Annotated in this window: 19 protein-coding genes and 2 pseudogenes; 15 read left to right on the plus strand and 6 right to left on the minus strand. The window is 73.4% G+C overall.

Annotated features, from left to right (window positions below):
* Nucleotides 1–25: 25 nt before the first annotated feature.
* From JWP64_RS22770 to JWP64_RS22800, 7 genes are read left to right on the plus strand one after another with little or no spacing between them, the layout of a single operon-like run.
* Nucleotides 26–682, plus strand: coding sequence for a TetR/AcrR family transcriptional regulator (locus JWP64_RS22770; RefSeq protein ID WP_297500619.1), 657 nt, complete (start codon nt 26–28; stop codon nt 680–682).
* Nucleotides 683–713: 31 nt separating this feature from the next.
* Entirely contained in the window at nt 714–2,105 is a 1,392-nt protein-coding gene (locus JWP64_RS22775) for a phosphotransferase family protein (protein WP_297500622.1), read from the plus strand.
* 58 nt (nt 2,106–2,163) lie between these two features.
* On the plus strand, nt 2,164–3,717 hold the full coding sequence (locus JWP64_RS22780; RefSeq protein ID WP_297500625.1) for an AMP-binding protein: 1,554 nt from the start codon (nt 2,164–2,166) through the stop codon (nt 3,715–3,717).
* A gap of 40 nt (nt 3,718–3,757) precedes the next feature.
* Complete coding sequence (locus JWP64_RS22785; protein WP_297500629.1) at nt 3,758–4,702, plus strand: SMP-30/gluconolactonase/LRE family protein; 945 nt, start codon at nt 3,758–3,760, stop codon at nt 4,700–4,702.
* 9 nt (nt 4,703–4,711) lie between these two features.
* Complete coding sequence (locus JWP64_RS22790; protein ID WP_297500632.1) at nt 4,712–6,436, plus strand: class I adenylate-forming enzyme family protein; 1,725 nt, start codon at nt 4,712–4,714, stop codon at nt 6,434–6,436.
* A complete protein-coding gene (locus JWP64_RS22795) occupies nt 6,429–7,196 on the plus strand; it encodes an enoyl-CoA hydratase/isomerase family protein (RefSeq protein WP_297500635.1) in 768 nt (255 codons plus the stop codon). The genes JWP64_RS22790 and JWP64_RS22795 overlap by 8 nt, the downstream gene beginning before the upstream one ends.
* Nucleotides 7,183–8,238, plus strand: a complete 1,056-nt coding sequence (locus JWP64_RS22800; protein ID WP_297500638.1) for a phosphotransferase family protein — start codon at nt 7,183–7,185, stop codon at nt 8,236–8,238. Before JWP64_RS22795 ends, JWP64_RS22800 begins: the two co-directional genes overlap by 14 nt.
* Before the next feature lie 84 nt (nt 8,239–8,322).
* On the opposite strand, the pseudogene JWP64_RS22805 reads toward JWP64_RS22800, so the two are convergent.
* Nucleotides 8,323–8,603: pseudogene (locus JWP64_RS22805) on the minus strand (transposase); the annotation flags it as partial.
* Nucleotides 8,604–8,830: 227 nt separating this feature from the next.
* Between JWP64_RS22805 and JWP64_RS22810 the strand changes: the two are divergent.
* Nucleotides 8,831–9,805 (plus strand): DUF559 domain-containing protein, encoded by a 975-nt coding sequence (locus JWP64_RS22810; protein ID WP_297500641.1) that lies wholly within the window; start codon nt 8,831–8,833, stop codon nt 9,803–9,805.
* Nucleotides 9,806–9,830: 25 nt separating this feature from the next.
* Here JWP64_RS22810 and JWP64_RS22815 read toward each other — a convergent pair whose 3' ends face one another.
* On the minus strand, nt 9,831–10,460 hold the full coding sequence (locus JWP64_RS22815; RefSeq protein ID WP_297500644.1) for a TetR/AcrR family transcriptional regulator: 630 nt from the start codon (nt 10,458–10,460) through the stop codon (nt 9,831–9,833).
* 130 nt (nt 10,461–10,590) lie between these two features.
* Here JWP64_RS22815 and JWP64_RS22820 point away from each other — a divergent pair, with 130 nt between their 5' ends.
* The 5 genes from JWP64_RS22820 to JWP64_RS22840 are packed head-to-tail and all read left to right on the plus strand — an operon-like array spanning nt 10,591 to nt 15,421.
* Complete coding sequence (locus JWP64_RS22820) at nt 10,591–11,805, plus strand: acyl-CoA dehydrogenase family protein (RefSeq protein ID WP_297500647.1); 1,215 nt, start codon at nt 10,591–10,593, stop codon at nt 11,803–11,805.
* A 28-nt stretch (nt 11,806–11,833) separates the two neighbouring features.
* Nucleotides 11,834–12,946: an acyl-CoA dehydrogenase family protein gene (locus JWP64_RS22825; RefSeq protein ID WP_297500649.1), complete on the plus strand. Its 1,113-nt coding sequence runs from the start codon at nt 11,834–11,836 to the stop codon at nt 12,944–12,946.
* Between the two features lie 14 nt (nt 12,947–12,960).
* Nucleotides 12,961–13,758 (plus strand): enoyl-CoA hydratase, encoded by a 798-nt coding sequence (locus tag JWP64_RS22830; protein WP_297500652.1) that lies wholly within the window; start codon nt 12,961–12,963, stop codon nt 13,756–13,758.
* A gap of 14 nt (nt 13,759–13,772) precedes the next feature.
* Entirely contained in the window at nt 13,773–14,657 is an 885-nt protein-coding gene (locus JWP64_RS22835; protein ID WP_297500675.1) for a crotonase/enoyl-CoA hydratase family protein, read from the plus strand.
* Nucleotides 14,654–15,421, plus strand: coding sequence for an SDR family oxidoreductase (locus tag JWP64_RS22840; protein WP_297500656.1), 768 nt, complete (start codon nt 14,654–14,656; stop codon nt 15,419–15,421). The genes JWP64_RS22835 and JWP64_RS22840 overlap by 4 nt, the downstream gene beginning before the upstream one ends.
* A gap of 19 nt (nt 15,422–15,440) precedes the next feature.
* Here the strand turns inward: JWP64_RS22840 and JWP64_RS22845 are convergent, their stop codons facing one another.
* From JWP64_RS22845 to aroA, 4 genes are all read right to left on the minus strand, one after another.
* The gene (locus tag JWP64_RS22845) at nt 15,441–16,007 is read right to left on the minus strand and encodes a DUF1707 domain-containing protein (protein ID WP_297500659.1); all 567 of its coding nucleotides are present in this window, start codon (nt 16,005–16,007) and stop codon (nt 15,441–15,443) included.
* A gap of 65 nt (nt 16,008–16,072) precedes the next feature.
* Nucleotides 16,073–16,891 carry a hypothetical protein gene (locus tag JWP64_RS22850; RefSeq protein ID WP_297500661.1) on the minus strand — a complete coding sequence of 273 codons (819 nt, stop codon included), beginning with the start codon at nt 16,889–16,891 and terminating at the stop codon, nt 16,073–16,075.
* A 62-nt stretch (nt 16,892–16,953) separates the two neighbouring features.
* On the minus strand, nt 16,954–17,976 hold the full coding sequence (gene rsgA / locus JWP64_RS22855) for a ribosome small subunit-dependent GTPase A (protein ID WP_297500664.1): 1,023 nt from the start codon (nt 17,974–17,976) through the stop codon (nt 16,954–16,956).
* Between the two features lie 10 nt (nt 17,977–17,986).
* On the minus strand, nt 17,987–19,273 hold the full coding sequence (gene aroA, locus JWP64_RS22860) for a 3-phosphoshikimate 1-carboxyvinyltransferase (RefSeq protein ID WP_297500666.1): 1,287 nt from the start codon (nt 19,271–19,273) through the stop codon (nt 17,987–17,989).
* A 104-nt stretch (nt 19,274–19,377) separates the two neighbouring features.
* Between aroA and JWP64_RS22865 the strand changes: the two genes are divergently transcribed.
* On the plus strand, nt 19,378–20,190 hold the full coding sequence (locus JWP64_RS22865) for an SOS response-associated peptidase (protein ID WP_297500669.1): 813 nt from the start codon (nt 19,378–19,380) through the stop codon (nt 20,188–20,190).
* A pseudogene (locus JWP64_RS22870) lies at nt 20,187–20,398 on the plus strand (alpha/beta hydrolase); the annotation flags it as partial. The gene JWP64_RS22865 and the pseudogene JWP64_RS22870, both read left to right, overlap by 4 nt.

Below are 20,398 nucleotides of genomic sequence, written 5' to 3' on the forward strand. Positions count from 1 at the left end.
GATGCAAGCAGGAGGAGGTGGCCGCGTGGCGGATCTCGCAAGATCGGAGCCGGCCGGCCCGGCGGCTCCGCGCGGCCGCAAACACGCCGGCCGGCCGGCGGACGCCCCTCCGGGCGATGCGGCGATCATCGAGGCGTCGATCGAGGTGATGGCCGCGCACGGCTACCACGGCACCTCGGTGCGGGACATCGCGCTGCGCGCGGGCCTGAGCCCGGCCGCGCTGTACCACCATTTCCCGTCGAAGCAGGCCGTCCTCGCGACGATCATGGAGCGCGGGATCGAGGCGCTGCTGGCCCGCACCTCGGCGGCGCTGGGCGCGGCGGGCGACGACCCGGCGGACCGCCTGCGCGCTCTCGTCGAGGTGCAGGTGCTGTTCCACCTGGAGGACCAGCGCGGAACCCTGCTCGGGACGAGCGAGCTCCGCGCGCTGGAGGAGCCGGTGCGCACCCCGCACCTGGCCAAGCGGCATGCGCAGCAACGGTTCTTCGACACCGTGGTCCGCGAGGGCGTCGAGCAGGGTGTCTTCCGCACCCCGCTGCCGGACGAGGCCGCCCGGGCGATCGTCGTGATGTGCACCGGCGTGGCCGGCTGGTTCTCCGACAAGGGCCCGGTCGGGCGACCGGAGATGGTCGAGCGGTACCAGCGGCTGGCGCTGGACATGGTGGGCGCGCGCGACTCCTGACCGTCGCGTCTGCGGGCGGCGGGAGGGTGTCATGACCGCATCGGCGACGGTCCACGAACGCGCGGACGCCGGTGATCCGGCGGTCCTGGCCGGGCTGCTGGCCCGGCGTCTGCGCACGGTGCTCGACGGCGGGGTGTCCGTCGCGAACCTGCGCCGGCTCACCGGCGGTGCGAGCCGGGAGACCTGGGCCTTCGAGGCGGTACCGGCGACCGGTGCGCCGCGGCGGCTGGTGCTCCGGCGGGACCCGCCCGGCACGGGGCGTCCGGAGGGTATGGCCCGCGAGGCGGCGGCAATCGCGGCGGCGGAGCGTGCCGGCGTGCCAGTGCCCCATCTCGTCGACCACGGGGTGGACCCGGCGGTCGTCGGGGCGCCGTACCTGATGACCGAGCACGTCGACGGCGAGACCATCGCGCGGCGCCTGCTGCGCGAGTCGCGGTTCGCGCGGGCCCGCGAGAGCATGGCCGCGGACCTGGGCCGGACGGTCGCGCGGATCCACTCGATACCGGTCGCCACCGTCCCCGGTGCCGAGGCCTACGACCCCGTCGAGCATCTGCGGCAGACCTACGACGCGCTCGGCGAGCCCCTGCCCTCGATCGAGATCGCGCTGGCGTGGCTGCAGCGCAACCGTCCCGAGCCGGTCGCGGAGACGGTCGTGCACGGGGACTTCCGCAACGGCAACCTGATCATCGCGCCCGAGGGCCTCGCGGCCGTGCTGGACTGGGAGGTCGTGCACCGCGGGGACCCGCGGGAGGATCTCGGCTGGCTGTGCGTGAAGTGCTGGCGCTTCGGTGCGGCACCCGCGGTGGGTGGCTTCGGCACCGTCGACGACCTGCTCGACGGGTACGCCGAGGTCGCCGGGTGGCGGCCGGATCCCGAGGCCGTGCGCTGGTGGCAGGTCTACGGCACCGCCCGCTGGGCCGTCGGCTGCCGCGGCATGGCCGAGCGGCACCTGTCCGGGGAGACGCCGTCCGTGGAGCTCGTCGCGATCGGCCGCCGGGTCTGCGAGCAGGAGCACGACCTCTTCCTGGCCCTGGGCATACCGGCGGAGGCTCCGGTGCTCGCCGAGGCGCCGCGCTCGGACCTGCACGGCCTCCCGGCCAGCCGGGACCTGCTCGCGGCGGTCGCGATGTTCCTCCGCGAGGACGTCATGCCCGGGACGGAGGGGCGGCTCCGGTTCAACGCGCGGGTCGCGGCCAACGTGGTCGACGGCGTCGAGCGGGAGCTGGCGTTCGGCGCGGACCAGGATCGGCGGCACCGCGAGCGGCTGGCCCGGTTCGGGCAGGCGGACCAGCGGGCGCTCGCGGACGCGATCCGCTCCGGGGTGCTCGCGCCCGACGACCCGGACCTGCTCGCCGCGGTCCGCGCCGCGATCACCGACCGGCTCGCCGTGGCGAACCCGAAGTACCTGACCCACCCGGGCTGATCGCCCGGATCCGAAGGCCGGGCCGCCGACGAGGGAGTCGGCGGAGAGGGGAACTTCCGTGAGGATCAGTGATGTCCTGGAGTTCGGCGCCGCCCGTGTCCCGGACGCGATCGCGCTCCGGTTCGAGGGGGAGAGCTGGACCTACGCGCAGCTCGACGACCAGGTCCGGCGCCTCGCGCGCGGGCTGGCGGACCACGCGGGCCCCGGGGACCGGGTGGCGATGCTGACCGAGAACAACCCCGAGTACGTGCTGGCCTACTACGGCGTCCCGCTCGCCGGGATGGCGCTCGTGTTCGTCAACTACCGGCTCACCCCGCGCGAGGTGGAGCTCAACCTGAGCGACTCCACGCCGTCGGTACTGATCACCGAGATGAAGTACCTGGAGACGGCGCGGACGGCGATGGCGACCGTCCCCTCGATCACCACGCTGATCGTGATCGACGGCGAACCCGAAGGGGCCCTGCCGTTCCACCGCCTGCTCGACGGGCTCCCACCGGGCCGGCCCGAGCTGCCCGAGGAGACCGTGCCCGCGTGGCTGATCTACACGTCCGGCACCACCGGGCGGGCCAAGGGCGCGGTGCTGACCCACCGCAACGTCACGGCGGCGGTGCTCAACTCCGCGGTCAGCTGGGAGCACGACGACGAGCCCGGCGTGTCGCTGCAGCCCTGGCCGCTGTGCCACATCGCGGGCTACGGCGTGCTGGTCGCGCACCTGCTGGGGGACACCGTCGTCGTGCTCCGCCGCTACGACCCGGAGGGCTTCCTCGCCGCGGTCCAGGAGACGCGCGCGACGAGCACGTCCGTCGCGCCGACGATGCTCGCGATGCTGCTGCGGCACCCGTCCTTCCCGGACTACGACACGTCGTCGATCACGCGGATCGGCTACGGCTCCGCATCGATGCCCGCGGCGGTGCTCCGGGAGGCGATGGCGGCGTTCCCGAAGGCGAGGTTCCAGACCGGGTTCGGCATGACCGAGCTGGCGGGCAACGTCCTGGTGCACGGCTCCGCGGACCATGTGGCCGCCGCGGAGGGCCGGACCGAGCTGCTGACGTCCGTCGGCAAGCCGATGTTCCTCTCGGCGGTGCGCGTGGTGAACGAGCGGGACGAGGACACCGCGCCGGACGAGGTCGGCGAGCTGGTGATCCGCGGGGACCAGGTCTGCGCCGGCTACTGGAACCGCCCGGAGGCCACCGCCGAGGCGTTCCGCGGCGGCTGGTTCCACAGCGGCGACCTGGCCAGGCGGGACGTCGAGGGCTACGTCTCGGTCGTCGACCGCAAGAAGGACATGATCCTGACCGGCGGGGAGAACGTGTACTCGCGCGAGGTCGAGGAGATCCTGCACCAGCATCCGGCGGTGGCCGCGGCGGCGGTCGTCGGCGCGCCGGACGAGGTGTGGGGCGAGATCGTCGTCGCCGTCATCGAGCCGCGCGCGGGCCGGGAGCCGACGGCCGAGGACATCCGCGAGTTCTGCACGGACCGCCTGGCGGGCTACAAGCGCCCGCGGAAGGTCCTGCTGGTGCCCGAGCTGCCGCGCAACACCGTCGGGAAGGTGCTCAAGCGCGAGCTCCGCACGCTCGTGGCGGGCGTTGACAAGGCCCCGACGCCCTCCTAGCGTCGGATACTTAACGATCGTTCAGCACTGGAGGGCGTCGATGGTCCGTATTGATCAGCTCGAGCTGCGCGAGGTCGCGTCGGGACTGGAGTTCCCGGAGGGCCCGATCGCGATGCGGGACGGCTCGGTCGTCCTCGTGGAGATCAAGCGGCAGACGCTCTCCCGGGTCCACCCGGACGGCGAGATCGCGGTCATCGCCGAGCTGGGCGGTGGCCCCAACGGCGCCGCCGTCGGCCCGGACGGCGCGTTCTACGTCTGCAACAACGGCGGCTTCGAGTGGCACGACCGGGACGGGATCACCGCGCCGGGCCACCAGCCCGTGGACTACATCGGCGGCCGGATCCAGCGGGTGACCCCGGACGGGCAGGTGACGGAGCTCTACACCGAGGTCGACGGGCTCCCGCTGAACGGCCCCAACGACATCGTCTTCGACGCGGAAGGCGGCTTCTGGTTCACCGATCTCGGCAAGAACCGCGGGCGGGACATGGACGTCGGCCGGCTCTGCTACGCGCTGCCCGACGGCTCGTCGATCACCGAGGTCGTGCACCCGCTGACCACGCCCAACGGCGTAGGGCTGTCCCCGGACGGCTCGCGGATCTACGTCGCCGAGACCGGCCCCGGCCGGGTCTGGGCCTGGGACGTCGACGGGCCGGGCCGCGTCTCCCCGCCCGGCGAGCCACCGCGCGGCCCCGGCGGCGCGCTGCTGCTGCACGGCTTCGCGGGCTACCAGCTGCTGGACTCCCTGGCCGTCGACGGCGCGGGCAACGTCTGCGTCGCCACGTTGATCACCGGGGCCGTCAGCATCCTCGCCGACGACGGCACCCTGCTCCGGCAGATCGCGGTGCCCGAGCCGGACCCGTACGTCACCAACATCTGCTTCGCGGGCGCGGACTCCCGCACGGCGTTCATCACCTCGTCCGGGCTGGGGAAGCTCTACACGCTCGAGTGGCCCTACCCCGGCCTCGACCTCGCGTTCTCGGCCTGAGGAGGCGGCATGACCACGGTCTCGACGGGCTTCGGCGGCAGCGTCCGCTCCGAGCTCACCGCCCGGTTCACGGCGCCGGGCGCGCCCTTCGCCCTCACCGACGCGACCGTGCGCGGCGTCCCGTGGCGGGTCTACGAGCGCGGCCCGCACACCCTGCGCGAGCTGTTCGAGCTCAGTGCGGGGTGGGGGGACCGGGTCTTCACCGTCTTCGAGGACGAGCGGGTCACCTACGCCGAACACGCGCGGATCGTCGCGGGCCTCGCGGCGCTGCTGCGTGACGAGTACGGCCTCCGCCAGGGCGATCGGCTCGCCGTCACGATGCGGAACTTCCCCGAGTGGATGCCGTGGTTCTACGCCGCGCAGGTCTGCGGGATCGTGGTCGTCCCGCTCAACGCCTGGTGGACGGCGCCGGAGCTGCGCTTCGCCCTCGGCGACTGCGAGGCGAAGCTCGTGGTCGCGGACGCCGAGCGCGCCGCGCTGCTGGCGCCGCACCTCGCCGAGCTCCCACCCCTGATCGAGGTCCGCGGTGGCGACCCCGCGCCCGGCGTCCGTTCCTGGTCCGACGTGCTCGCCTCGCTCGACCTCGACGCGCCGCTCCCGGACGTGGAGATCGCGGCGGAGGACGACGCCACGATCCTCTACACCTCCGGCACGACCGGGCGGCCGAAGGGTGCGATCGGCACCCACCGCAACCACTGCACGAACATCCTCAACACGCTGCTCGGGGCGACGGTCGGGGCGACGATCGCGAACGGCGGTGTCCCGCCCGAACCGGATCCCGACGCGCCGCAGGCGGGCGCCCTGTGCACGTTCCCGCTCTTCCACATCGCCGGCATCACGAGCATGACCTACACGCCACTGACGGGCGGGAAGCTCGTCACCCAGTACAGGTGGAACCGCGCCGAGGCCCGGGAGCTGGTCCGCCGCGAGGCCCTGACCGGGGTCTCCGGGGTGCCGACGGTGATGCGGCAGCTCGTCGAGGACGCGATCGCGGACCCGGACGGCTTCGGCACACTCGCCGCGATCAGCATGGGCGGATCGCCGATCCCGCCGGACCTGATCGGGACGATCGACGACACCTTCACCTCGCTCGTCGCCCCGGCCAACGGCTACGGGCTCACCGAGACGACGTCCGCGGTCGTCTCGAACTCCGGGCAGGACTACGTGACCCACCCGGACAGCGTCGGCCGCTGCGCACCAGGCGCAGACGTGCGCGTCGTCGACCCGGCGACCGGCGAGGACGCCGAGCCGGGCGGGATCGGGGAGCTGTGGTTCCGCGGGCCGAACGTGGTGCGCGGCTACTGGAACAATTCCGAGGGTACGGCGGCGGCGTTCACCGACGGCTGGTTCCACACCGGCGACCTCGGCCTGACCCGGGACGTCTGGGTGTACGTCGTCGACCGGATGAAGGACGTCGTCATCCGCGGCGGCGAGAACATCTACTGTGCCGAGGTCGAGGGCGCGCTGTTCGAGCACCCGGCGGTGGCGGACGTCGCGATCGTCGGGGTGCCGCACGCCCGGCTCGGCGAGCAGGCCGTCGCCGTCGTGAACGTGCGGGCGGGGATCGCGGTGACCGCCGAGGAGCTGCAGCAGCACGTCCGGGAGCGGCTGGCGGAGTTCAAGGTGCCCGAGCACGTCGTGTTCCGGGAGGAGCCGCTGCCGCGCACACCGAGCGGCAAGGTGCTCAAACGAGAGCTGCGGTCCGCCGTGGCAGGGGAGGCCGAGGGTGCCTGAGGACGTCCGGTACGAGCTCGACGGGCACGTCGGGATCGTGACCATCGCCCGGCCGCAGGTGCACAACGCCCTGCGCCGCAAGACCTACGACGAGCTCACCGAGCTCGTCCGCACGTCGACCGCCCGGGTCCTGGTGATCACCGGGGAGGGCCGCTCGTTCTGCTCAGGGGACGACGTCCGCGAGCTGATGAACGGCGGCGAGGAGAACTCGGCGCCGCGGCCCGCCCCCCGGCTCACCCCGGCCGCGGGTGCGCTGCTGCAGACGAACATCCCGGTGATCGCCGCCGTCAACGGCCCCGCCGTCGGATGGGGGATGGAGATGGCGCTGATGGCGGACTTCCGGGTGGCCGCGCGCCGGGCGAAGTTCGGCGAGCTGTTCGTGAAGCGCGGGCTGTGCAGCGACGTCGCGGGGATCGCTCGGCTCGCGCAGCTCGTCGGGCGGGAGCGGGCGGCGGAGCTGCTGTTCATCGGCGAGGTGATCGACGCCGAGCGGGCGGAGCGGATCGGGCTGGTCGGCCGGGTCGTGGACGACGAGGAGCTCATGCCGGCCGCGCTGGAGCTGGCCCGGAAGATCGCGGCGAACCCGCCGCTGGCCGTCGCGGCGCTGAAGTCCGGGCTGCGCGAGGCGCTCGACCCGGACTGGTCGGACCTGGGCCGCTGGGTGAGCACCCGGCTCGGAGAGCTGTTCCAGACCGAGGACCACCGGGAGGGCGTGAAGTCCTTCCTGGAGAAGCGCGAGCCGCACTATGTCGGCCGCTGAGGGGCAGGGGCTCGCGGGTCTGGAGCCCGAGCTCGTCGAGGAGTGGCTGGCCGCCAACGTCCCCGGGCTCGTCGCGCCCGTCCGGTTCGTGCTCGTCGCGGGCGGCCGGTCCAACCTGACCTACCGGGTCACGGACGCGTCGGGACAGCACTTCGCGCTACGCAGGCCCCCGCTCGGCGGGGTGCTGAGCACCGCGCACGACATGGGCCGGGAGTGGCGGTTCATCTCGGCGATGGCCCCGACGGCCGTCCCCGTCGCGCCGCCGCTGGCCTTCTGCGACGACGAGTCCGTCACCGGCGCCGGCTTCTACGTCATGGGCTTCGTCGACGGCCGGGTGCTGGCAGACCGCGCGGCGGCGGAGGAGCTGGCGCCGGCCGCCCGGATGCGGGCCGGGGAACACGTCGTCGAGGTGCTGGCGGCGTTGCACGCCCTCGACCCGGACGACGTCGGGCTCGGTGCCACGGCGTCGCAGGAGGGGTACGTGCAGCGGCAGCTGCGCCGCTGGAACCGCCAGGTGCACGCCTCGCTCGCCGCGGACGACCCCGACCTCGGGCAGCTCGAGGAGATCCACGATGTCCTCGCCGCGCACATCCCGGAGCAGACCCGCGGCGTCGTCCACGGGGACTTCCGGCCGGGCAACATGGCCTTCGGGCCGGACGGCACCGTCCGCGCCGTCTTCGACTGGGAGCTCTCGACCCTGGGCGACCCAAGGGCCGACCTGTCCTACCTGGTCGCAGCCTGGCACGAGCCGGGGGACGACGTCGGTGAGGGCACCGAGCCCGGCCCCACCTCGGTACCGGGCTTCCCGACTCGCGACGAGCTCGTCGCCCACTACACCCGGCTGACCGGCCGGGACGTCAGCGGCCTGCCGTACTGGATCGCCTTCAACCGGTGGCGCTCCGCCTGCATCCTGGCGGGCGTCCGGGCCCGCTACCTGGCGGGCGTCATGGCGGACGACGGCTACCTCGCCGAGGCGCAGCAGTCGAGGCCGCGCCTCGGCGAGGCCGCGGCCCAGGCCCTGAAGGCCGCGGGCCTCGGCTGAGGCACCGTTGATCTTCACGAACGGCACTTTCGCTCACTACTAGGGGCGGTTTCCAGGGGTCCAAGCAACACCTCGTCGGTGAGGGGTCGGCGCGGCGTAGATGGGCCGCAGGGCCGCGGCGACGCGTTTGCGGTCGGTGTAGGACACGAACCGCATGGCTGCCCGGAGCAGGTGCACCGTGCCGGTCTGCACGATCGACTGCGGCCAGGTCGCCTCGGGGAACCCGGTCAGCCCGTCGCAGCACACGATCAGCACGTCGCGGACGCCGCGGTTGCACAGCTCGGCGCAGACCCCGGCCCAGAACTTCGCCCCTCGCTGGCCTGAACCCAGATCCCGAGGACGTGCTTGACCCCGTCCAGGTCGATGCACACACCCGCTACCTGCTGCTCGCCCGCCTGCCCGCCGGCCGCGACGCATCAGGGACCCCGAAACCCTCCGCACCCTCACCTGACCCGCCGACCCCCGCGAGTCGGGGTATTTCCGTCACCGAGTCGCGGTGATTCCGTGCGGAGTTGTCCACAGAGGGCCCTGGCCATCCACAACTGGAAAGATCATCGGTTCGACGGGGTCCGCGTGCCGGATCGTCCCGGACATGGATCTCTCCGTCTTCGGCCGGCACGGCGCCCTGCCCCGTCCGCGAGCCGCCGCACTCTTCGGCGAGCACCAGGTACGGCGAGCCCTCGAGTCCGGAGTAGTGACGGCCTTGTGGGCCGGTGTCCTCGTGGATCCCGCCCGCACGGCCGACCCGCTCACCCGTGCGTCGGCGGCTGTCTACCTCGCGGGTATCGATGGAGTCCTCACAGGTCCCACGGCGGCATATCTGCACGGATGCACCGCGGCCGAGGCGACGCCGATCCATGTCGTCGTGCCTTACGGCCACTGGCTGCGCTCGCAGCGGGGTCTCGTGGTGCACAACGGGCGGAACGTCGAGGCGGACCGGGTCGAGGTCGCGGAGCTGCCCGCGCTCGCGCTCGAGCGGGTCGTCTCCGATCTCCTCTGCACCGGGTCCCCGCCCGACGCGTTCGCGGTCCTGGATCAGTGCCTCGCGCTGGCGGCGGACGGTGAAGCCGCCCGGAAGCGGCTCGACGAGCGCGTCGCCTGTCGCGTCGATCCGCGGGGAGTTCGCCGGGCTGCGGCCATGCTCGCCGTGGCAACCGGTCGCGTGCGGTCGCCGGCGGAGAGCTGGATGTACTGGCACGTCGTCGACATGGGGTTTCCGCCGCCGGAGGTGAACTGGTGGCTGCGTGGTCCGGGCGGCAGAGAGATCTTCGAGCTCGATCTCGCCTGGCCCGAGCTGCGCATCGTCGTCGAGTACGACGGATGGGCCGCGCACTTCGGGCGGGCGGAGTACGACGCCGACCGGCAGAAGGAGCTGGAACGCCGTGGATGGATCGTCATCCGCGTTCGGGTGGACGATCTGCGGAACACGGGCGAGCTGGCCCTGAGCCTCGACGCCGCGTTCAGGCGCCGGGGAGTGGCGTTGCGCAGGGCGACGGGAGCACTACGGGGGCGCCGGCACCGTGAACCCGGGCTCGATCGCCGGCGCAGGAATACCGCGACTCGGTGACGGAAATACCGCGACTCGCGGGAGGTCAGGGGCGGTGGTCGACGATGCGCATGACGATCGCGGTGTAGTGGTCCACCAGTTCGGCCGTGGTGAGGGGGCCGAAGGGGTCGTACCACTGGGCGATCGCGTTGCAGGCGGCCTGTGCCGCGCGGCGGGCGTCGGTGGGGTGCTCGCAGCGGAAGACGCCCTGCCGGACGCCCTCGTCCACGATGTCCGACCAGAGCTTCGTGGCGTTGACGCGCAGGCCCTCGAGGCGCGCCCGGTTGTCCGGATCGAGGTTGCGCCACTCGCGCGCCGCGATGTTGCTCTCGGTCTGCCGCTCCACGCGGTACTCCACGGCCGCACGGACCATGGCGCGCAACCGCTCCGCCGGGTCGTCCCCGACGACGCCCAGCGCCTCGTCGCAGCGGCGGAAGTAGTCCATCGTGCTCTCCTCGACCAGCGCCGCCAGCAGGTCCTGCTTGCTGGGGTGCCAGTAGTAGAGCGCGGAGAGGGAGAGGCCGGCGCGCTTGGCGATGTCCCGGATGGAGGCGCCGTGGTAGCCGCGCTCGTTGAACACCTCACGGGCCGCCGACGTGATGGCCTCCCGCCCGCCGCCACGTGGAACGGCAGGCGCGGGTTCCCCACCGGGGGGAGACTCCTGGGCCGTCGTCACCCGTTCAGTGTAGGGCCGGAAGGCCCTTGGACGAGTCGCCCACCGGTGTTAACTTAACGATTGTTCGATAGGAGCTGGGAAGCTTCCTGTCGAGGACGCCCACGCCGAGGATGTCGAGAGGATGTCGCGGATGTCCGTGCCCAACGGCTCGCCGACCGAGTTCCAGGAGTACCGGGACGGTGTCCGGTCCTGGTTGAAGGCCAACGCCCCGGCGTCGATGCCGTCGGCGGCGGAGCTGATCCCGGCGGCGAAGGCGTTCCAGGCCGCCCTGTTCGACGCCGGGTACGCCGGCATCACCTGGCCGAAGGACGTCGGCGGGCAGGGGCTGAGCCCCGCGTACCAGCAGGTCTACAGCGACGAGGCGGCCGCGTACGAGCTGCCGGTCTACCCGTTCATCATCGGGATGGGCATGTGCGGCCCGACCGTGAACGACCTCGGCACGGACGAGCAGCGCACCGGCTACCTCCCGCGGCTGCTCCGCGGCGAGGACATCTGGTGCCAGCTGTTCTCCGAGCCCGGCGCCGGGTCGGACGTCGCGAGCCTACAGACCAGGGCGGTCCTCGACGGGGACACCTGGGTCGTCAACGGCCAGAAGGTCTGGACGACCAACGCGCAGTGGGCGGACTTCGGCGCCCTGCTCGCCCGCACGGACCCGGACCGCCCCAAGCACTCCGGCCTGACGATGTTCGTCCTGGACATGCACGCGCCCGGCGTCACCGTCCGGCCGCTGAAGGACATGTCCGGCCGCGCGCCGTTCAACGAGGTGTACTTCGACGACGTCCGGATCCCCGTCGACGCGGTGCTCGGGCAGGTCAACGGGGGCTGGAACGCGGCCGTCACGATGCTGGGCCACGAGCGCGTGTCGATCGGTGCGACCCGTAAGCCGAAGACGAACCCGATGGAGTTCGCCTCGCTCGTCGAGCTGGCGCGGGACCACGGCGTCACCGGCGACCCGGCGCAGCGCGAGCGGCTCGCCGAGCTGTACGCCGACGAGCGCGTGCTCGACCTGTTCAACGTGCGGATGCGGCAGGAGACGATGGCGGGGAACCCGCCCGGCGCCCGCGGCTCCGTCGCCAAGCTCGCCGGAGCGCTGTTGCTGCGCAAGGCGATCGAGACCGCGGGCCAGATCGCGGGCTCGGACACCATCGCGTGGGAGCCGGACGACGCCCGCGGTGCCGGGCTGGCGCTGGGGATCAACTCCGCGCCCGCGTCGAGCATCGCCGGCGGCACCAACGAGGTGCAGCACAACATCATCGGCGAGCGGATCCTCGGCCTCCCCAAGGAGCCCCAGGTGGACCGGGACATCCCGTTCCGCGAGCTCAAGGTCGGTACCCAGCGGGGCTGAGCCCCTCCTGCCGAGAAAGGTGACCGAAATGCAGCTGGTGCTCGACCCCGAGCAGCAGGAGCTCCGCTCCGCGATCCGCAAGTTCCTCACCGACCAGTCCCCGTCCGCGCGGGTGCGCAGCGCGATGGAGTCCGCCGACGGCTACGACCGCGAGCTCTGGCGCCGGATGGCGACCGAGCTCGGCCTGCTTGGGCTCGCCGTCCCCGAGCAGTACGCCGGCGCGGGCGCCGGCCACGTCGAGCGGGCGATCGTGCAGGAGGAGCTCGGCCGCTCCCTCGCGCCGTCGCCGTTCCTCGGCTCGGCCGTCCTCGCCACCGACACCCTGCTGGCCCTCGACGACGAGGCCGCCCGCGCCGAGCTGCTGCCGCGGATGGTCGCGGGCGAGCTGATCGCCGCGGTCGCCGTGGCCGAGGGCGGCGGGGCGTGGGACCGCACCGGCGGTGCCACCACGGCGTCGAGGTCGGGCGACACGTGGACGCTCGACGGGACCAAGACCGCGGTGGTCGCCGGGGACGTCGCCGATGTCGTGCTCGTGCTCGCCTCGACGCCCGACGGCCCGGGCTGGTTCCGCGTCGACCCGTCCGCGAGCGGGGTCACCCGCACCACGCTGGCGACGCTCGACCCCACCCGGCGGCTCGCGAAGATCGCCTTCGCCGGTGCCCCGGCCACCCCGCTGGCCAGCGCCGACGCGGCCGCCGTGCTCGACCTCGTCGCGGACCTGGGCGCCGTGGCACTGGCCGCCGAGCAGACGGGCGGGCTGGAGCGGGCGCTCGAGATGGCCGTCGACTACGCGAAGGTCCGCGTCCAGTTCGGCCGACCCATCGGCTCGTACCAGGCCGTCAAGCACGGGCTCGCGGACGTCTACAGCGACTGGGAGCAGGGGCTGTCCGCGCTGCGCTACGCGAGCTGGGCCGCGGACCACGCGAGGGACGAGCTGCCGCTCGCGGCCGCGCTGGTCGCCACCTACGTGGGCCCGGCGTACTTCCGCGCGGGCACCCTCTGCGTCCAGTATCACGGCGGGATCGGCTACACGTGGGAGCACGACGCGCACCTGTACTACAAGCGTGCGAAGAGCACCGAGCTGCTGTTCGGTTCGCCGGCACGCAACCGGGCCCGGCTCGCCGACCGCCTCGGCGTCTGAGAGAAGGGTTCGAAGTGCCGGACACCGAAGCGGAGCGGGCGGTTCTCACCAGCCTGGACGACGGCATCCTCACGGTCACGCTCAACCGGCCGCGGCGGAAGAACGCCCTGGACCAGGCCTCCTGGGACGGCCTGCGCGCCGTGTTCGCGCGGGCGGGCGACGACCCGGAGGTCCGGGTCCTGGTGCTCACCGGGGCGGGCGGGGACTTCTGTGCGGGCGCGGACCTGAGCGGGGACCGCGGTGACGTGCACCCCTTGCAGCGCATGCGCGGGGTCAACGAGATCGCGCTGCTGCTGCACGAGCTGCCGATCCCGACGGTGGCGAAGGTCGAGGGCGTCGCCGTCGGAGCCGGGTGGAACCTCGCGCTCGGCTGCGACCTCGTCGTCTCCTCGCGCACCGCCCGGTTCTCGCAGATCTTCGCGAAGCGCGGGCTCTCGCTGGACCTCGGCGGCTCCTGGCTGCTGCCCAAGATCGTCGGGCTGCAGCAGGCGAAGCGGCTCGCGCTGCTCGCCGAGATCATCGGCGCCGAGGAGGCCGAGAAGCTCGGCCTGGTCACCTACCTCGTCGAGCCCGGTGAGCTCGACGGCTTCACCGCGGACCTGGCCAAGCGGCTCGCCGACGGGCCCCCCGTCGCCCTACGCCAGTCCAAGCAGCTGCTGAACGAGAACGCGGACCGCACGATGCGGGACGCGCTGTCCAGCGAGGCGCGTACGCAGGCGATCAACTTCGCCACGGAGGACGCGCCCGCCGCCTTCACGGCGTTCATGGAGAAGCGCGACCCCGAGTTCACGGGAAAGTGGGCGGTCAAGTGACGACCACGCAGAGCATGTACACGGAGATCGCCTACGACGTCGCGGACCACGTCGCGACGATCACCCTGGACCGCCCGGACCGGCTCAACGCCTTCACCACGACGATGGCCAGGGAGCTGGTCGCCGCGTTCGACGAGATCGACGCGGACGACTCGGTGCGCGTCGTCGTGGTCACCGGGCGGGGCCGCGGGTTCTGCGCCGGCGCTGACCTCGGCCGCGGTGGGGCGACGTTCGACGCGAACGACCCGGAGCGCGCGGCCGAGCGCAAGGACTTCGAGACCATCGGCGGCGTCCCGCGCGACGGCGGCGGCATCGTCTCCCTGCGCATCGCGGCCTGCCGCAAGCCGGTCATCGCGGCGATCAACGGCCCGTCGGTCGGCATCGGCGCCACGATGACCCTCCCGATGGACATCCGGCTCGCCGCGGAGTCCGCGAAGTTCGGGTTCGTCTTCGCCCGGCGGGGGCTGGTGCCGGAGGCGGCGTCGAGCTGGTTCCTGCCGCGCGTCGTCGGGATCTCGCAGGCCATGGAGTGGGTCGCCACGGGCCGGGTCTTCAAGGCCGACGAGGCGTTGGCCGGGGGCCTGGTCTCGAAGGTCCTCCCGGACGACGAGCTGCTGCCCGCCGCCTACGCGATCGCGAAGGAGATCGTGGACAACACGTCGTCGATCTCCGTGGCAGCGTCCCGGCAGCTGCTGTGGTCGATGCTCGGCGCGTCGACGCCGTGGGAGGCACACAAGCTGGACTCCGCGGCGATCTACGCCCTCGGCCAGGGCGACGACGTCAAGGAGGGCGTCATGTCGTTCCTGGAGAAACGGACCCCGTCGTTCCCGGACCGGGTCAGCACGGACTACCAGGACGTCGTGCCGCCGTGGCCCGTCCGCCCGGAGACGATGGAATGAACCCGTACTTCGATCTCACCGGGCAGGTCGCCCTCGTCACCGGGGGCAACTCCGGGATCGGGCTGGGCATGGCGCACGGGCTGGCGAAGGCCGGCGCGGACGTCTGCATCTGGGGCACGAACGCCGAGAACAACGAGAAGGCGGCCGCCGAGCTGGCCGAGCACGGCACCAAGGTCCGCGCACTGCAGTGCGACGTCGGGGACGAGCAGGCCGTCGCGGAGAGCTTCGCGACGACCCTCGCCGAGTTCGGCAAGGTCGACTCCTGCTTCGCCAACGCCGGCGTGGGTGGGCGGGGCGCGAAGTTCCAGGAGCTCGAGCTCGGCGAGCTGCGCCGGGTGTTCCGGGTCAACGTCGAGGGCGCGTTCCTCACGATGCGGGCCGCCGCCGCCCACATGATCGAGCGCGGCGAGGGCGGCGTGCTCGTCGGCACGTCGAGCCTCGCGGCGGAGCAGGGCCAGCCGCGCGGGCACCCGTACGCGGCGAGCAAGGGCGCGCTGCTCTCGATGATGCGCGGGCTCGCCGTCGAGCTGGCGCGGTACAAGATCCGGGCGCACACCCTGCAGCCCGGCTGGACCCACTCGACGATGACGGACGGGGCACTCAACGACCCGCACTTCACGTCGAAGGTCATGCCGCGGATGCCGGTGCGCCGGTGGGGTGAGCCGTCGGACTTCGAGACGATCGCGGTCTACCTGGCGAGTCCGGGGACGACGTTCCACACCGGGGACACGTTCCTGGTCGACGGCGGGTACTCCCTGTTCTGACCTCGGCGCCCATGTCGGGTCAGTCGTCCTTGCGGATCTCCCTGTCCCGGTGGCCCTTCGAGAAGCCCAGGGCGCCCATCAGCGGGATGAGCAGGAAGAACATCCAGGCCTGCGGAAACACGCCGATGAAGACGAAGAACAGGATCGTCGCGACGATCGGGGTCGCGGCCGCGATCCGCGGCAGCCAGCCCGAGAACGGGCCGGGCTCCGCGACCGAGGACGCCGCCGCCGGCGCGAGCGGGGCCCTCGTGGCCCCGGACGCCGTCGGCAGGTCCGGGTGCGGCGCGGGCAGGTCCGTGAACAGCTCCTCGATCTCGCTCGCGACCGTCGCCTCGGCGGCGCGCGCGGAACGGTCCGCGTACTCCTCGACGTCCAGCCGTCCCGCCTCGAGATGCGCGTTCAGCGCCCGGGCCGCGGACTCGCGTTCCGCCGTGCCGATCCGCAACGGCGGCGGCCCGGCCGGCTTCGGCGCCTCCGCCGTGACGGGCTCGAGTGCCTTGCCCGGCCCCGTCTCGAGGGGCCCCAGGAGCCCGTCGGACCTCGGTCGGACGTCCCGGCCCGCCACCTCGCCGTCCCCCACCGTCATGGCACGAGTGTGCCACTCGGGGAGCTGCGTCCTGGCTCCATGACGCGGGCACCGAGGCCGGGACCTCAGCGCACCTGGCTGGCCGGGGGCGGTGTGATCAGCACCGGCGTTCCCCAGCTCCGGTAGTCCGCGGTCATCGCCAGGGTCCCGATCCCGGGCATGTCCTGCCGCGCCTCGCTGCGCACCGGGCGGCTCTCCGCGTCGACCCACAGCGTGCTGCTGATCCGGGTCAGCCCGCCCGCGACCTGCTGCTGCAGCTGCGCGCGGACGCCGGGGTCGCGCTCCAGCTCCGCGGCCCGGTTCAGGTCCACGACGATCGTGTAGCGGACCGCGGGAGTCCCGTCGACGGGGTCGTCCGAGGCGTCCGCGACCAGGCTCGCGTCCGCGAAGCGGCTGATGTTCGCCGTCGGGTCCGCGCTGTCGACGACGTTCGTGGCGAGCGTCGCGAGGGTGCGCTCCGCCGCGTCCCCGCTCTCCGCGTCGACCTTCGTCCACGGCCGCGGGTCCCCGGGCTGCGCGGACGGCAACCGCAGGAACACCTGACCCGGCAGCACGACGAACCCGGTGCTCTGCGGCGCCTCGCCGGAGTGGGTGAGGGTCTGGGCGAAGTCCACGGACACCCCGGAGTCCTCGATCCGCAGCGCCCCGGTGCCGCCGACCGTCATCGCCGGTTCACCGGAGGCGCGCGTGCCGTCCTCGACGTGCCCGGCGACCTGCAGCATGGCGGTGCGGTCCGTGCGCTGGCGGGCGGTGACGGCGTCCAGCAGCTCGCGGACGTCGTAGACCTTGGGGAGCCCGCGGGCGGCGGTCTGCTGTGGCGGGGCCCCCGCGCATCCGGCGAGTGACGCGCCGAGCACGGCCAGCAACAAGATCCAGGTCGGCATCGACCTCGATCCCGCTCCGTTCACCTGGGCTCCGCCTCCGGTCCGATCTCCCCAGGTGGAGGCTATCGGTCCGGGCTCGGCGCCCCCGCGTGGCCCGGGCGCAGTGCGACGAGCACGCGCCGCAGCGCGTCGAGCCGGCCGGGCCGCAGGGTCCCCGCCGCGACGAGCGCGTCGAGCGCGCACTCCGGGTCCGCGGGCGGTCCGAGGTGCCCGCAGCCGCGCGGGCATTCCTCGACGGCGCTCGCGAGATCGTCGAAGGCCTTGATGACGTCGTCCGACGTGACGTGCGCCAGCCCGAAGGACCGCACGCCGGGGGTGTCGACCACCCAGCCGCCGTCCGGCAGCGGGAGCGCCACCGCGGCGACCGTCGTGTGCCGCCCCTTGCCGACCCCCGACACGACGCCGGTGAGCCGGCGGGCCTCCGGCAGCAGTGCGTTGACCAGCGTGGACTTGCCGACGCCGGAGTGCCCGACCAGGGCCGAGACGCCGCCGTCGAGCAGCTCGGCGAGCCTGTCCGGCGGCTCGTCCCGCCGGGTCACGACGACGGGGAACTCCAGCTCCGCGTAGTGCGCCGCGAACGGTGCGGGGTCGGCCAGGTCCGCCTTCGTCAGGCACAGCACCGGGGTGAGGCCGCCCGCGAACGCGGCGACCAGGCAGCGGTCCACGAACCCGGTGCGCGGGACGGGGTCCGCCAGCGAGGTCACGATCACGAGCTGGCCCGCGTTGGCGACGACGATCCGCTCGAAGGGGTCGGTGTCGTCGGCGGTGCGGCGCAGGACCGTCCGCCGCTCCTCGACGCGCACGATCCGGGCGAGGGTGTCCGGGGCCCCGGACAGGTCCCCGACCAGCCCGACGCGGTCCCCGACGACGATCGGGGTGCGGCCGAGCTCGCGGGCCCGCATGGCCGTGACCGGCGGCGCCTTCGCGTCCCCACCGGGAGCACAGGTCCAGCGGCCGCGGTCCACGGCGATGACCATGGCCTCCTCGGCGTCCGCGTGGTCCGGGCGGCGCTTGGTGCGCGGCCGGGAACCCCGGCGCCCGGGGCGGATGCGGACGTCCGTCTCGTCGTACTCGCGGGGGCTCATCTCGGCCGGCTCATCCGGACAGCAGTGCGGCCCACCGGCCCGGGAAGTCCGGGAACGTCTTCTCCGTGCAGGCCACATCGTCGATCGTGACACCGGGGACGACGAGCCCGAGGACGGCCCCGGCCGTGGCCATCCGGTGGTCCGCGTAGGCGCCCCACGGCCGGTCCGCCGGCGCGGTGAGGGCGCGCGGGCGGATCTCCAGGCCGTCGTCGGTTTCGTTCACGTCCGCGCCCAGCGCCGTCAGCTCGGCGACGAGGGCGGCGAGCCGGTCCGTCTCGTGCCCGCGGATGTGCGCGACCCCCCGGATCCGTGACGGGGTCGAGGCCAGGGCCGCGATCGCCGCGACCGTGGGGGTGAGCTCGCTGGCCTCGTGCAGGTCCACGTCCACCCCGGTGAGCCGGTCCGGCCCGCGCACGGTCATGCCCGCGTCCGACGGCGTGACCGTCGCGCCGAACCGCTCGAGGACCGGCAGGATCTCGGCGCCGGGCTGGGTGGACCCGGCGGGCCAGCCCGCGACCGTCACCTCGCCCGCGGTGACCGCCGCCGCGGCCAGGAAGACCGACGCGTTGGACAGGTCCGGTTCGACCGTCCACTCCCGGGCGGCGATCGGTCCGGGCTCCACCCGCCAGACGTCGGGCTGCGAGTCGTCGACCACGACGCCCGCCTCGCGCAGCATCGCCACGGTCATCTCGATGTGGGGGAGCGACGGCACCGGCGCACCGGCGTGCAGCACCGTGACGCCCTTGTCGAACCGCGCCCCGGAGAGCAGCAGGCCCGACACGAACTGGGACGACGCGGACGCGTCGATCGTCACGTCCCCGCCGGCCAGGCCGCCCGTCCCGTGCAGGACGAACGGCAGCCGGTCCCCGTCGACCACCGCGCCGAGCGCGCGCAGCGCCTCCAGCACGGCGCCCATCGGGCGGGTGCGGGCGTGCGGGTCCCCGTCGAACAGGACGGCGCCGTCCGCCAGCGTGGCCGCGGGCGGGACGAACCGCATGACCGTGCCGGCGAGACCGCAGTCCACCGTCCCGCCGCCGGTCAGCGAGCCGTCCCCGCCGAGGGCGACCCGCTCGCCGTCGACCTCGACCGGGACGCCGAGGGACCGCAGCGCGCCGCACATCAACGCCGTGTCCCGGGTGGCGGGCGCCCCGTGCACGACGGACGGGCCCGCGGCGAGGCCGGAGAGCAGCAGCGCGCGGTTGGTCACGGACTTGGACCCGGGGACGGCGACGACGCCGCGGACGGGCCCGCCCGCCACCGGCGCCGCATAGAGCTGTGTGTCGGCCACGGACCCCATGATTCCGCATCACCTCCGTGCCCGACCCGCGCAGGTCGGGCGCGCCGCCCGCGGTGGTCCTTCCGCGGGCCACGACCGTCGGTGTCGCGTGCCACGATGGGCACATGTGCGGGAGGTACGCCTCGACGAAGGCGCCCACGGACCTGGCGGAGGAGTTCACCGCCGTCGACGCCGTGTCCGAGAAGGCCGGGGAGGAACGCCGGCCGGACTACAACGTCGCGCCCACCCGGGACGTGATCGCGGTGGTGCAGCGGCACCCGCGGGACGCCGAGGGCAACGCGGACCCGGACACCACCGAGCGCAGCCTCCGGCTGGTCCGCTGGGGCCTGGTGCCGTTCTGGGCCAAGGACCCCTCGGCCGGTGCCCGCATGATCAATGCCCGCTCCGAGACGGCCGCGGAGAAGCCCGCGTTCCGCAAGGCGCTCGCGGCGCGCCGCTGCCTGCTCCCGGCCGACGGCTGGTACGAGTGGCAGCGCCGGGCCGCCACCAAGGACCACAAGGCGTCGAAGCAGCCGTACTTCACCCATTACGCGGACGGGGGCTCGCTGGCCATGGCCGGGCTGTGGGAGTTCTGGCGGCCGAAGGAGGGCGAGCTGCTGGAGAAGTACCCGGACGGCCTGGTCACGGCCACGGTGCTCACCACCGGGGCGGTCGGGCCGCTCGCCCAGGTGCACGACCGGATGCCGCTCGTCCTCCCGCGGGACGCGTGGGACGCCTGGCTGGACCCGGACACGGACGCGAAGGCGGACTCGGTGCAGGCCTGGCTGCGACCACCGTCGGAGGAGCTCGTCGCCTCCCTGGAGATCGTCCCGGTGTCGGACAGGGTGAACAGCGTCAAGAACAACTCCGCGGACCTGCTGACGCCACTGGACCCGGCGCAGGTGGAGGAGCCGATCCAGCTCGACCTGCTCGGATGACCCCCGGGCCGACGACGACGGAGGTCGACACCCCGCACGGCCCCGCCCGGGTCCACGTACACCGCACGGACGGCGATCCCGATGCGGTCCTGCTGCTCGGCCACGGGGCCGGCGGCGGCGTCGAGGCCCCGGACCTGAAGGCCGCCGCGGCGGCCGCGCTCGCCGCCGGGCTGCACGTCGCGCTCGTCGAGCAGCCCTACCGGGTCGC

Source organism: Pseudonocardia sp. (assembly GCF_025465255.1).
Classification (GTDB): domain Bacteria; phylum Actinomycetota; class Actinomycetes; order Mycobacteriales; family Pseudonocardiaceae; genus Pseudonocardia.

What these genes read in the sequence shown, in the direction of transcription:
- rsgA (WP_297500664.1), bottom strand. Translation starts at nt 17,976, where the DNA reads ATGAGCCCCCGCGAGTACGACGAGACGGACGTCCGCATCCGCCCCGGG.
- JWP64_RS22810 (WP_297500641.1), top strand. Translation starts at nt 8,831, where the DNA reads ATGGATCTCTCCGTCTTCGGCCGGCACGGCGCCCTGCCCCGTCCGCGA.
- JWP64_RS22790 (WP_297500632.1), top strand. Translation starts at nt 4,712, where the DNA reads ATGACCACGGTCTCGACGGGCTTCGGCGGCAGCGTCCGCTCCGAGCTC.
- JWP64_RS22845 (WP_297500659.1), bottom strand. Translation starts at nt 16,007, where the DNA reads ATGACGGTGGGGGACGGCGAGGTGGCGGGCCGGGACGTCCGACCGAGG.
- JWP64_RS22775 (WP_297500622.1), top strand. Translation starts at nt 714, where the DNA reads ATGACCGCATCGGCGACGGTCCACGAACGCGCGGACGCCGGTGATCCG.
- JWP64_RS22840 (WP_297500656.1), top strand. Translation starts at nt 14,654, where the DNA reads ATGAACCCGTACTTCGATCTCACCGGGCAGGTCGCCCTCGTCACCGGG.
- JWP64_RS22835 (WP_297500675.1), top strand. Translation starts at nt 13,773, where the DNA reads ATGTACACGGAGATCGCCTACGACGTCGCGGACCACGTCGCGACGATC.
- JWP64_RS22850 (WP_297500661.1), bottom strand. Translation starts at nt 16,891, where the DNA reads ATGCCGACCTGGATCTTGTTGCTGGCCGTGCTCGGCGCGTCACTCGCC.
- JWP64_RS22820 (WP_297500647.1), top strand. Translation starts at nt 10,591, where the DNA reads ATGTCCGTGCCCAACGGCTCGCCGACCGAGTTCCAGGAGTACCGGGAC.
- JWP64_RS22825 (WP_297500649.1), top strand. Translation starts at nt 11,834, where the DNA reads ATGCAGCTGGTGCTCGACCCCGAGCAGCAGGAGCTCCGCTCCGCGATC.
- aroA (WP_297500666.1), bottom strand. Translation starts at nt 19,273, where the DNA reads ATGGGGTCCGTGGCCGACACACAGCTCTATGCGGCGCCGGTGGCGGGC.
- JWP64_RS22785 (WP_297500629.1), top strand. Translation starts at nt 3,758, where the DNA reads ATGGTCCGTATTGATCAGCTCGAGCTGCGCGAGGTCGCGTCGGGACTG.
- JWP64_RS22800 (WP_297500638.1), top strand. Translation starts at nt 7,183, where the DNA reads ATGTCGGCCGCTGAGGGGCAGGGGCTCGCGGGTCTGGAGCCCGAGCTC.
- JWP64_RS22865 (WP_297500669.1), top strand. Translation starts at nt 19,378, where the DNA reads ATGTGCGGGAGGTACGCCTCGACGAAGGCGCCCACGGACCTGGCGGAG.